9 protein-coding genes are annotated in these 13,165 nt (G+C 40.6%); 1 reads left to right on the forward strand and 8 read right to left on the reverse strand.

All coding sequences use genetic code 11. The features are described from left to right. Nucleotides 1-164: 164 nt before the first annotated feature. On the reverse strand, nt 165-2,717 hold the full coding sequence (locus tag PAUR_RS18985) for a PKD domain-containing protein (RefSeq protein ID WP_192509303.1): 2,553 nt from the start codon (nt 2,715-2,717) through the stop codon (nt 165-167). 235 nt (nt 2,718-2,952) lie between these two features. Here PAUR_RS18985 and PAUR_RS18990 point away from each other — a divergent pair, with 235 nt between their 5' ends. Continuing rightward, nucleotides 2,953-3,546: a hypothetical protein gene (locus tag PAUR_RS18990; protein ID WP_192509304.1), complete on the forward strand. Its 594-nt coding sequence runs from the start codon at nt 2,953-2,955 to the stop codon at nt 3,544-3,546. 124 nt (nt 3,547-3,670) lie between these two features. Here the strand turns inward: PAUR_RS18990 and PAUR_RS23925 are convergent, their stop codons facing one another. The 7 genes from PAUR_RS23925 to galK form a co-directional block, all read right to left on the reverse strand. Next, nucleotides 3,671-4,945, reverse strand: coding sequence for a sensor histidine kinase (locus PAUR_RS23925; protein WP_192509305.1), 1,275 nt, complete (start codon nt 4,943-4,945; stop codon nt 3,671-3,673). 99 nt (nt 4,946-5,044) lie between these two features. Next, a complete protein-coding gene (locus tag PAUR_RS19000; RefSeq protein WP_192509306.1) occupies nt 5,045-5,767 on the reverse strand; it encodes a response regulator transcription factor in 723 nt (240 codons plus the stop codon). 107 nt (nt 5,768-5,874) lie between these two features. Then, the gene (locus PAUR_RS19005; protein ID WP_192509307.1) at nt 5,875-6,936 is read right to left on the reverse strand and encodes a hypothetical protein; all 1,062 of its coding nucleotides are present in this window, start codon (nt 6,934-6,936) and stop codon (nt 5,875-5,877) included. 203 nt (nt 6,937-7,139) lie between these two features. Then, nucleotides 7,140-9,269, reverse strand: coding sequence for a HEAT repeat domain-containing protein (locus tag PAUR_RS19010; protein WP_192509308.1), 2,130 nt, complete (start codon nt 9,267-9,269; stop codon nt 7,140-7,142). Between the two features lie 34 nt (nt 9,270-9,303). Then, entirely contained in the window at nt 9,304-10,287 is a 984-nt protein-coding gene (locus PAUR_RS19015) for an aldose epimerase family protein (RefSeq protein WP_192509309.1), read from the reverse strand. A 52-nt stretch (nt 10,288-10,339) separates the two neighbouring features. Next, on the reverse strand, nt 10,340-11,935 hold the full coding sequence (locus PAUR_RS19020; RefSeq protein ID WP_192509310.1) for a sodium:solute symporter family transporter: 1,596 nt from the start codon (nt 11,933-11,935) through the stop codon (nt 10,340-10,342). 39 nt (nt 11,936-11,974) lie between these two features. Further along, a complete protein-coding gene (gene galK / locus PAUR_RS19025) occupies nt 11,975-13,162 on the reverse strand; it encodes a galactokinase (RefSeq protein WP_192509311.1) in 1,188 nt (395 codons plus the stop codon). Nucleotides 13,163-13,165: the final 3 nt, after the last annotated feature.

The following is a 13,165-nucleotide window of genomic DNA, read 5'->3' on the forward strand; positions in this document are numbered from 1 at the left end:
TATGAAGAAACTAATTTTTGTGGGTTGAATAGGTATAGTACTTATAATTTTCACAGAGTCCAATTAATGGATTTAATTTACTATGAAGGACTGTGTTGCTCTATCGTCTTTGAGCATTGTGAAATAGGTAAGACCGTAGTCAGCCTTACCTCATGAGTGTGAAATTAATCTATTGATACTTGCATGGATACACCGTCAAAGTGTTGCTCTGTGGTGATGTGTATATAATGCCAGCCTGTTTTAAGATTCGTAACTTTGAGTGATTCATTGTTGCCATCAGTAATGCTTCTGGCATCCCAGTTTGTTTTGTTTGGGCGACTAGAGTATTGATAGTAAATGTTGGCGTTACCCGTTCCATGCGCAGTATTTATGAACAGGTTTTTACCTAAGTATTGCTCATCAATATACAGTGAATACTGTAACTGCCCTGCACTATTTTGCGTGGCTAGACAATATTGTTTGGCAAGTTCTATTCGCCCTCCATGGGTTGGCTCTACACCTTGTTCGCAGTTATTTGGCTGTGTAATGTCATCGGATACTTTTACAAAAGTAGTATCGGTACTTTGTGCACCATGAGGGTCTTGCACGGTTAAAGAAACGTTGTACCTTCCCTCTTTGATATACGTGTGTTCAGGTGAGACCTGTGTACTGGTAACGCTGTCACCGAATTGCCAATAGTAACTTAATTCATCTTTATCAGAATCGAAGCTTCCGGCACTGCTGAAGTGTACATTGGTCCCTACTGTTGTTTGGTATGGGCCATTCGCATCGGCAACAGGGTTAGAATTATTAAGCGTGGTTTGGGTAGCTAACAATGTGACATCAGAGAAAGCTCTGTGGCCATACAGCATGATGAAGTACTTCCCAGCACTCAGCTCGGTAATATTGCATGTTTCAACACTCCCATTTTTATTAGGTTTACAGTCATAGTCCGTTTTAGTTGGTCGCTGTGCATACTTTACATAGAGGTCGGCATCACCTTGTGTTCCTGTTATAGATATCGTCACAGGCTGTGAGGTATTATCCACTTCGTAATAAAAATAAATGGTATCTTTTACATTACCTGAAACCGTAATTGGTTCATTTTTGGTGAGTTTAGTCGTAAGCGCAGAGCTTACTGAAATGTGAGTGTTGGTACTTGTTTGTGCGCCTTTATCATCTGTTAACGTTAAACGAACAATATAATCTCCTGGCGCTGAGTATTGGTGTGTACTATTAGCGAGTGTGCTTGTTACACCATCTCCAAACTGCCAATAGTAAGCCACGATATGACCATCGGTATCAAGTGAATCTTCACTCGAGAATTGTCCAGCTTCAAATAATGCCAGTTCTGACGGTGCGTTGATAACAGCGATAGGTGGATTGTTTGCGGGCGAATCGTCATCTCTGTGTGTGATAGTAAAGTAATCGACGATATCACCTTGCGGGCCGAGAACATGTGCTTTGAGAGAGTTGGCAAAAATATCTAAAACAATTGAGCCTCGGCCACCGTATATATAATCTGTCGGATGACGCTTCCCCTCACTTATTTCGTCTGGGCGTACTTGCCTTGCATAGCCCTTTCCACTACCTGCACTGGCTCCGTGTGTTATAAAAACGGCCCCTTTTTCTCCTTGTTTTTTAGTATAAGCGCCATCCTTATCAGGTTGACCGTTGCCACCGTGCATTATGTGTGTAGAAGGATTGTAATCCCCCGATTTTTTGTGGTGATCAGCCATTAACACAGAACGGGTGTAAAAATGATTATGACCAGCTAAAATAAGATCCACGCCGTACTGTTCAAGTACAGGTAAGAAGCGCTCACGCATAAAGATCATGTTTTCTGCTTCATCTGAATCGTGACCACTTTTTCCATACACTGGATGATGAAATGCACTGATAAGCCATTCACTATCATTCGCTGCTAGGTCCTGTTTTAGCCAATCTAACATGGCACTAGACTCTTTATAATGCTCTTTGTCAGATGAGTTGAGCACCACAACATGAATATTGCCATAGTCAAACGAGTAATAGGCTTCATGAGATGATGCAACACCGCCTGATTGGGCATTCGTAGGGATGGAAAATAAATCATAGAAGCCACCCGTTTGGGTTTCAACATCTGCAGAGCGATTATCATGATTTCCCATAATAGGCCAAAGAGTTGATTGTTTTAAAATAGTGGGATATTGACTAAATACGGCATTGTCATACTCGGTGATGGTGCCATCGTTATACGCATTATCACCTAACATCATCCAAAAATCAGGCGGTGTATTGCCTGCGAATTTCAAATATCCGTCCCGTACAATTTTTTGTGCGGTGGTATCTGGATCTGTGCCAGCTCTTCCAGGATCGCCTAATATCCATATTCTTGTATTCTTATCACTGTCTTTTAATGGAGAGGTGCGAAAATAAGTTTGTTCATCATTGCCACTGAGTAACGTTGCACCATCATATATTGCATAGAAGTATTTTTTATCAGGCTGTAGCTTGTCTACGGTTATTTCGTGTTCTGTACTCAGTGCTTCAGAATAAGAGAGTGGTTTCAGATTGCCAAGTGACTCTCCATAGTGCAATTGTGATTTTACTGGGGTATCTGTTTGCCAACGTATTGTGACTTGTTTTTGCGCCGCCATTTGTAAATACGGGCCTCTAGTGAGATCCGCTGTGTGGCCGACAAATGAGGTGCTTATTAAGCTTGTTGCTAAAACTAAATTAATTATTGTGGTTTTCATTCGTTATAAACCTGCGTTGTTTTAATTGTTGTATACGCGGCAGCATATGCCTCGAAGTTATACCTTGGAACAGCATTTAGTTTTTTGTTAGTGATGTTGGTTGATAAAACCTAATGTAAAGCGATGTTATTTTTATAATTAGTAATATCATAATGATAGTGTTAAAGTTTTGAGTCGAAATGCTTATATAGCACAATCTAAAACGTATATAACATAATGGTGTTTGTGAGTGAGAATGAATAAAGCGTTAAGGTTTATTTTTATAGTATGTTTAATTGCGTTAAGTTCGCAATCTTTGGCGCAAAATGTGCTCGTTCCAGTCAATGCAAAATGGCGATATTATGATAGCGCCATAGCACCTGCTAACAATTGGCATCACCCACTTTTTGATGATTCAAAATGGCCGTTAGGGAAAGCACAATTGGGTTTCGGAGAAGGAGATGAACAAACACGTTTAGCAAAGACAAGTGCAGGAACGCCGATTATTGCCTATTACTTTCGTCATGAGTTTAATTGGAATGGCCCTAATGTCCCCACTAAGCTTAATTTACGAATGTTGGTTGATGATGGCGCAAGAGTCTTTATTAATGGCATCGAAGTCCACCGCTTGCTACTCCCAAATGGTACACAATCAGGGCAACCCCGCTTAACTTCTAATAATAGTGATGTTCACTTTGCAACAGGTTCTTTGATTGAATATATGTGGTATGAAGTGACGCTTAATAAAAAAGTGACGCTGCAACAAAATAATGTCGTCGCGGTCGAAGTAAGGCAAATATCTCAACACAGTAGTGACGTAAGCTTTAATCTAGAGTTACTCCTAAAGTAACGCTAGACAATGGTTAAATAGATAATTGACTAGAGCGCTAAGTAATCTACATATGTAAGCCCCCTTCATTGACTTGTTTCCCGATTTTCTATCACTTCTTACATCGATTTCCAAAAATTTATCGTTAATTCGAATGCGGTAATGCCATTGTGAATTTGGCGCCACCGTGTTCACTATCTTGTATGGCAATGGTGCCTTGGTGCAGGCTAACTATTTCTTTAACAATAGCCAGACCTAATCCAAAGCCTGATTGGTTATTCGCTTCTCTTATTCTGTAGTATGGCGCAAATACTTCCTGCTTGTGGTTGTCGTCAATGCCCTCGCCATCATCTTCAATTATTATGGTTAAGGCTTCGCTGTTTGCAGTTAAAAGAACATATATATGTTCTTTGGCGTACTTATCTGCATTTGTAATTAAGTTTCCAAGCGCTCTGGCCAATAAGGAAGGGTCAGCGAGTACAAAATAACGTAAGGATTGGTTGTTGATGTAATGTAAGGTATGCACGCATTCGAAAGTTAACTTATCACACAATGTCTGTATAAATTCATGGAGCTCTAGGCGTTTTAATTCGGGCCTGAGTTCAGCTCTTTCCATTTGTGCGTAGCTGAGTAATTCATCGACCATATCTTCAAGAGAAAAAAGTTCATCTTCAAGTTCTTTAATATGGTTCGAACCTACTCCTTTTTTATTTATACTTAGTAGTTCTAAATGTAATTGCATACGAAATAGCGGTGAGCGAAACTCGTGCGCTATTGAGTAAGTCAGGCGTTTGTGACTCGTTAAAAGATGCTCAATTTTATCAGCCATCACATTGACGCACGTATTGAGCTGACCAATTTGTAAGTGTTGCTTGACGGGTGTTCTCGCAGCCATATTCCCTTCGCTGATGCTAATGAGCGTTTTCTCAATTAGGGCTAGTTTACGATGTAATACAAAAAACCAAATAAAGCAGCACAATGCCACACACAACATAAGTGCAATGATAATGTAGTTCTCTATCGTTTCTTCAATCTGTATTAGCGGGTGGTTATAGTCCCTCGCGATTCTATAATATTTATCTTCTGTAAACGCCTTGAAGTAGTTAAATTCTTCATCATCAAACCAGACATTGATCTGGGTTAAATGCGTTTGCACATAATCGGGGATTTGTGCTGTTCCTATTAATTCGATGGTTATTTGGTTATGTTCAGCAATCATATTTAATAAAGATTGCCGACGTTCTGGCGAGATATGTGGGTCTAATTCTTCGAGTAACTGAATTTCAGCGGAGAATTGGCGTGCATCAGTGACGTTATCAACGTCAATAATGGCATACGTATTAATTAAATGTGCGAGTACCACAAACCCATAAAGCGTCAGCAATAACCCTGTATAAAATGAAATAAATAACCTAGTCACTATATGACTCCCGAACAATCTTAAATTTACTTTACGTTGTAAGCCTGTAGGTTACCTGTTTTTTTTTGATGCGACTGTATGGGATTGTATGGGGTTTACTTACCAAAAGTCGGGTACGAACATATAACCCTTGCCACGAACTGTGATGATCCCCTGGGGGCGGCTTGTATCGTCTTTTAATTTTTTACGAATTTGCGATATTTTATTATCGATTGACCTGTCAAGGCCGTCATAATCAATATTTCTCAGTGATTTAAGTAGATGTTCTCGACTTCTAACTTGCTCAGAATGCTCAACCAAATGCCACAGTAAAGCGAACTCAGACGGGGTAAGGGTAATTAACTCATCGGCAAGTGTACAGCGTTGTAGCGTCTGGTTTAGCCACAGTGCGCCAAACGTCTTTATTGTGTTTGTCTCGCTACTTTCTTGAATATTGTTTGTAACATTTTGCTTATTTGTGCGGCGTAACAGGTTTTTAATGCGTGCTAATAATACCCTTGGCTGAATAGGCTTTTGCACAAAGTCGTCAGCGCCGATTTCCAGTGCTGCCACTTGATCCATATCATCACCGCTCGCTGTGAGCATTAAAATTGCGCCGTGATATTGTTCTCTAACAGCGCGGCAAATACTTAATCCGTCTTGATGAGGTAACATGAGGTCTAATATAACGAGATCAGGAGACTGGTTTACGATATGTGAAACGGCATGTTCACCTGAAGTTAGTATTTCGACATCAAAGCCATACCCTGAAAAATAACTATTGAGTAAAGAAGCCAATTTTCGATCATCTTCTACCAGTAAAATACGTGTAGGTTGGGGCATATACTCTGCAAAAAATAATTAATTCAACGAGTAATAAAATATAACAGACATAACGCAAAGAGGCACCTTTATCAGGTGCCTCACTACATTTTTAAACAATTTTTTGATTATTTGATAAGTAGAAATTTATCAAGTTCTTGTTGAGTCATATTATGAATTGAATCAAAAGCGGCTGAATCTATCGTGAAAAAATAGAATTCTGGGCCGAGTTCTTTGCCTAACATTTCTCTAAAATAAGTCAGTTGTGCACCATGAGCCGGATCATCTTTTTCTAGGTCTGCGGCAGATTTACCCGCGTCATTACAACACCACGAGTGTACCCCAACGACTGCGCCAGGTGTGTATATACGGCTGAACCCCGCGGCATATAAATCAACACCACCAGAATATATTTTAGAAGTCGATTCTACTTTGGTGACCAATTGTGCGTTGCGTATTAACCTGCCTGTATGCATGTTGATATCGTCATTCAAAGAACCCCCTATAGATTGCAGTAACAGTGTTTTTACTGCAGGTTGGTTGTTGATCAAGTCATTTAGTTGAACGTATGTTAAAGAACCAAGCTCGCCATTGAGTTTTGCTGTGTCACCTTCCACTTCTATACTGCTATTGCCGCTGGAAAGGAGCGATTCATTTATGAGCAACCTGACCGAGTACTCCCCTGTGGTGTTATTAATACTTCCAGCATAGATAATATTGTCGCTATCATCCGAAGTCGTGTTGATACCAGTCCCAAACAAGTAGGCCTTAGGCTCGGCAATGGCGTCGTTAATATCATCTAATTCGGTTTCTAATACGGTAAGTGAGGCAATAGGTTGATTATCGTCAAAATCAAACCCGAAAAATAAAAAGCCTTTGTCGTATTTTGCATAAATAACGTTAGCATCTCTATCGCTATCTACATAGGATATATCGTATTTTACACCATCAATCTGCAAGTCAAGCGCTTCATACTGACGCTTAAACGTTTCGATATATTGCGCAACATTCTCTGGCTGAATAAGATGTACCGCAACAGGCTCAGGCGTGACTGGAGTTGTTGTTACTGGCGTTGTTGGGGTTTCTGATTTTACTGGGGCAGTCGTCGGTTTAGTGCTGCTACTGCTTCCACAAGCTGATAGTATAATTGCAGCAGTTAAAGGCAGTGTTAATTTGAGTAAAGTATTCATAATATGTCTCCAAGCTAATTCGATGGTGAGAATTCTAGTGGAGTATGTGAATATACAATATCTGTCATGTGTCATAGAAATGTATGTGAAATGCTTACATTGTGGTTACTGTACTTGAGTTAGAAACGTTGCTACTTTAATAAGTCTAAATTTTTGAATAATCGCTGGTGGGTTACGTGCCACCAGCAATTTGGGGGATTATCTCATCTGAATTCTTGATATGCCTCCATATCGCCCAGTTTAAGTGCTAAGTCCAAACCGAGTGAGTTCAGGTTGGACTTATCAGTATAACTTTTGATGATTAAGCGCAATTGTTTTAAGGCTTTTTCACTTTGCCCCAAACTATCAAGTACTAATACATAGGTGTAGGCATAGTGCGGGTTGGTCTTGTCTAATAGCATTGCTTTTTTAATATGGCTCATTGCAAGGTCAAGTTGCTTAGTGCGCACAAAGTGCAAGCCTAGGGCATATGAAATAATGGACGAGCGTGGAATTGTAACAATGCCCTTTTCTAATATGGACTTTGCTTGGTTTTCTCGTTTTTGACTTTGATATAAATCGGCTAAATTGATATACCCTACTTCATGATATGGGTCTAATTCGATGGCTTGAATAAGTGCTTTTTCCGAACCCTTTAACTGGCTGGCGCTTGCCAGTAAAGCAGCATGCTCTACTAAACCCTCTCCTCGCCAACTATTTAATGCTGAAACACCCATGAGTTCTTCAAATGCATGAACAAACTTGGGGTGTGATATATCAGCCATACCCGATAAAATCATAGTGCGTGACGCGCTTATTCTGACAGCTTTGTAAGCATCATTTAGTAACGGTAGTAACTGTGCCTTTAACATTGTGCTTGGCATTAACTTGGAGGCTTCGATGGCGGCTAACCGTAGTAGCGGCTCATCGTGCTTTAAATAATGAATGAGCTTTTGTTGTTGCTTTGCATTAGGTATAGCTTTGAGCAACTGCAGCGCGCTTGCTCTACGAATAATACTGATCTTGCTGTCATTGATAATGTTCCAATGTTCGCTGTCAGACAGAACTAGACCCAAGTTTAATTTTACTAGGTTCATTTCATTCATAGTCAGAGGTTTGGGTTTACCATGCCATTGATTTACTGCATTGCTTGCCCACTGTGCGCTTTTGTTCTCATGGCAGCGATTACACGAGTTTGGCGTACTAAAACGTGCAGATAAATGAGGCCTAGGGATTTTAAAACTGTGGTCACGGCGTTTATCTACACCCATGTATTCTGTTTCCGGCATATGGCAATTTACACACAAACTTCCTGCCGATTCTGTTTGATGTCGGTGATGTTCATAGCTATTGTAAACATCATTGCTGTGGCATTGTAAACACAACCCATTGCCCTGCAGCTTTACTTTCATAGTATGTTTATCGTGGCAATCCAGACAATTTACACCTGCATCATACATCTTACTTTGTAAAAACGAGCCATAAACATACACTTCGTCTTTTATTTGTCCATCGGCATGATAATACGGAGATATTGGTAATTGCGGAATGAACTGATCTAAAAATGCTGCTCCGGTGGTAATGCCGTCAGTTAACGGGAGTCGTCTTGAATGACATGAGAAGCAATTGTCCATAAAACTATTGTCTCGTTTAGGTCCATGCCATACCGCGTTCGCGCCATTTGACTCAAATACCCAGCTTTGATTTTTTAAAGACTTAGTTGAGTGTGTTGCAGGCGTGTTTGGGGATTTTAGAAGATGCTTTTCGGCGTGGTCATTTAACTCTGTGTGACAAGCATTGCAACTGACATTAACGTCCTTAAAGGTTGTATTAAAGGTGTTACTCTCGCTATCGTAGTGTCTCTTTAAGCCTGTTGAGTGGCAATCGGCACACATACCATTCCAATTTTGTAACGGTTGGGTCCAATGCAAACGCTTTGAAGAGGTCATCATTTCATTGGTATAATTTGCATACCAACGTTGCCCACCAAGGTTTTTTGCTCGACTGTCCCAGCTAAAAGGGAGTACCTGTAATCGACCATTTTGTGTTTCAACCAAATATTGTTGCAATGGGCTATGACCAAAAGTGTACTTTACCACTAACGTGTGTTCGGTATCTTTGTCGGTGACCGTCATGAGGTATTTGTCAGAGCGTTTATAAAATCTGACTATTTGTTCATGATGGTTTATGGTTTTATTATTAAAATCCCCAAGGACATTTTCGGGGGTTGTATCTAACATGGCTTTTGCGTGGTCAGAGTCATGCCAGTCAGCGGACTGTTTAGAGTGGCAGTTAGCACATGTTGGTTGTGTGTCGGTGACGGCATAGACGGTTGTGACACATACGCCACTCATGTAAATAATTAATAAGGTCCTGATTATCCGCCAACTAAACATGATCAAACTTATATACGGTATGTTGCTTAAGTAAAGTGTCAGACTTGAGTATTGGGTTGGGCAAAAGCGGGTTATTGATGGCATTCGGAAATCGTTGTGCTTCTATGCATATTCCTTGATAAGGTTTAAATGGCGGTTTTAGGTGTTGCCCAGAGTAAAGTTGAACACCTTCATAGTCGGTATATAACTGCATACGAATACCTGTACTCTTTGCTATTAAGGTTGCGACCGGTGATTGAGCTAAATGGGGATTTATCACATAGCAATGATCAAATCCGCGGTTGGCAATAATTTGTGGGTCGTTTGCTGAACCAATAGTTAAGCCAATGCTTTTTAGTTGACTGTTAAATGCAAAGTCGCCTTCACCTACTGCTTTCATATCACCTGTCGGAATGCCTAACTCATCTATTGGTAAATAATTCGTAGCATCAAGAGATAAGAATAGATTATCGACGGATGTTTCAGCGAGGTTAAAATAACAGTGATTACATACTGATAAGAGGGTGTCTTCAGTACTTTTTGCATAATAGGTGATTTCGAGTGCGTTATCCTCAGTCAAATTATAGCCAACAGTAATATTAAGATGCCCTGGGAGCCCATGTTCCAGATGTTTTGACTCTAAATTCAATTCCAAATAGGTAAGTGTCTGTGTTGTTTCGTTCACTTGCCATAGGTGCTGCGAAAAACCTTTTTCCCCACCATGTAAACAATTACCTCGATCATTTTTATCTAATATATAACGGGTTTGATTTAAGTAAAACTCGCCATTCTTTATTCTATTGCTGACAGGTCCGACTGTAGCACCGATATATGCTTTGTCGTCGAGAAAGCATTGCAGGTTATTATATGTCACAGTCATTTCAGTTGGACATTGATCAATCGGCACTTTGATAGAACTTACCCGCGCACCTAGGTTTAAGATTTTCACTGTCATAGCGTTGCTGTTTTTCAGTTCGTATTCTTGAATTTTACTCATTATTACTTCTTATTATTGGTATATACGTGTAAATAGTCAGCTAAGTTGTGTATTACCACCAAGTCACATACAGTGCGGCTAAAATGATCACGCAGCTCAGTCCCGCAATGTTAAATGCTTGACTGGTAGTGAATAACTCAGAGGTAACACCAGTACTTACGCTATCAGATGTAGATAAATGACAGGTCCTATTGATTGTTATATTTCCTGCGGTTGTATTTGAGGTAACAATCGCAGTTAATAGACACATGAGAAACACTAAGCCAATTCTGTCCATAAATGGAAAATTGGGGAAGTAATAGGCTAAAGCGATTGAATACAAAGCTGACCCAATAGCAGCTGCAAGTGCTCCCTGTGAGTTTGCGCGAGACCAAAACATCCCCAGCAGGAAAATGACGACAATCCCAGGGGTAAAGATACCTGTGAATTCCTGAACATATTGAAAAGCTTGCTCAAACTGACCTAGTAAAGGCTTTGCGACTACTAATGCAATTGTTAATGAAAAAACTGCAGCAATACGGCCAATCAGTACATAATGGCGCTGGCTCTGACGTGGTTTAATTTCTTTATATAAGTCCATGGTGAATATTGTCGAGATTGAATTTGTCATAGACGCCAATGAAGAAACAATCGCTGCAACAAGCGCCGCAAAAACTAGCCCTTTGATACCCGAAGGCATTAACCCCATCATGGAAGGGTACGCTAGGTCAGGCGAAGGTAAGTTAGGGTAAAGTACAACAGCGGTAATTCCTGGTAACACTACTATAAATGGCATCAACAGTTTCAAATAGGCGGCAAATGCAATGCCTTTTTGGGCTTCATTTAAATCTTTTGCCGCAAGCGCACGCTGAATGATGTATTGATTGAACCCCCAGTAACTGATATTCATGATCCATAAACCACCGACAAGTACGGAGATCCCAGGTAGACTCGCATAGTGAGCACTCTCTGGGGATAGTATCATATCAAAATGACTGGGTAGTTGCTCAGACAGTTTTGCAAACCCGACAATAACGCCTTTACCTGCTGACACCTGGTTGAGCGCCAAGTAACTTAAAAGTAACCCGCCTAAAACCAATAAAACAACTTGAATAATATCTGTATAGGCAACTGCTTTTAGCCCACCATATGCGGAATATGCAACAGAAAAAAGGCTGAGTAATAGCATGCCAATCATGGCATCTAAACCTGAGATAGATTCAATCGCCATGCCAGCCAACCATAATACTGCGGTCAAATTAACAAATATGTACACCACCAGCCAAAATAGAGCGAGTGTAATTTTGACTGGTTTATTGTAACGCTGTTCTAAGTATTGCGGCATTGTGTAAATTTGTTGCTTTAAGAATATGGGCAATAAATACTTTCCTACAAGTATTAGCGTAATCGCTGCCATCCATTCGTATGAAGCAATGGCGAGTCCCATCGCATACCCAGAACCAGACATTCCTATGATTTGTTCCGCGGAAATGTTTGATGCAATCAGTGATGCGCCGATGGCCCACCATGGCAATGCTTTACTTGCTAGAAAGTAATCCTCGGTATTTGAGGTAGCTGACTTGTCATTTTTCGATATGTACAATGCGGCGGTAAGTAACAACACGGCGTAAAGAATGAGTACGGTAATATCTAGTTGGCTTAATGTCATAGGAGTTTTTTCTCATTATTATTGTTATATATCGTTAAACTAGCTGACAAAACGGCTTGTGTAACTAGCGATATTAGAGTGTTTGCTATGCACTCCTTGCACTGCTGAACACACAAATATTGTGGGAATGAGGCCGGTTGTGGTCATATATTTAGAATTAATTACTGACGTTATCCAATCAACATAGTCTGTTGGTAGTAACGTAATTACGCAGCCGCCAAAGCCGCCCCCAGTCATTCGCACCCCTCCCTTGTCTCCAATTTCTGATTTAATTATATTTACCAGCGAGTCTATTTCAGGCACGGTAATTTCAAAATCATCCCGCATCGATTCGTGAGATTGTTTCATTAAACGTTGCATTGAGTGGATGTCTTGATGGGACATGGCCTCTACAAACTCAATTACTCGTTCGTTTTCACTGATCACATGCCTAGCGCGTTTGGCGATAATGGGGTCTAATATATGCTGCTGTCGGTTAAAATCAGCGAGGCTAATATCTCGCAGTGCTGAAAGGCCGAGTTTGTTTGCTGCTTGTTCACACTGGGCTCGGCGTTCGTTGTATTTACTTTCAACTAACCCGCGTTTTTTATTTGAATTCACAATCAAAAGGCTAAAGTTATCGGGTAGTGAAACATGCTTTGTCTGCATAGACTGACAGTCAATTAAAGATGCTTTCCCTACTTTTGCGTTGGTAGAGATGAGTTGGTCCATAATGCCGCATTGGCACCCAACGAACTGATTTTCAGCTTGTTGGGCTATTAAGGCGATGTCGGTATCGCTCAAATGCAATGAATATAACTGGTCGAAGCTACTGACTATTGACACTTCTAAAGCGGCCGAAGAGCTTAACCCTGCGCCTTGTGGTACGTTTCCGTAAATAACCATATCGACGCCTGAAATATTATGTCCTGAGAGGCTAATATGTTGTACGACGCCTCGTACATAATTAGCCCAGAGTTTATTACTGGCAGCGATATTGTTTGAAAGCTGGAACTCGTCAATTTCATTGTGATGATTGGCAGAGATAACGCGGACCTTACTGTCGTGGCGAGGGCTTGCGCATGCAACAACATGAAAGTTTATTGCACAGGGCAAAACATACCCACCATTATAATCAGTGTGCTCACCAATCAAATTAACGCGTCCTGGCGCGATAGTCGTTAATTGTGGCTCATTTTCAAATATCTCAGTAAATAACGCCTTTGCTTTTGCTTCAACGTGTGACATGGT

It is taken from the genome of Pseudoalteromonas aurantia 208 (genome assembly GCF_014858725.1).
Classification (GTDB): domain Bacteria; phylum Pseudomonadota; class Gammaproteobacteria; order Enterobacterales; family Alteromonadaceae; genus Pseudoalteromonas; species Pseudoalteromonas aurantia.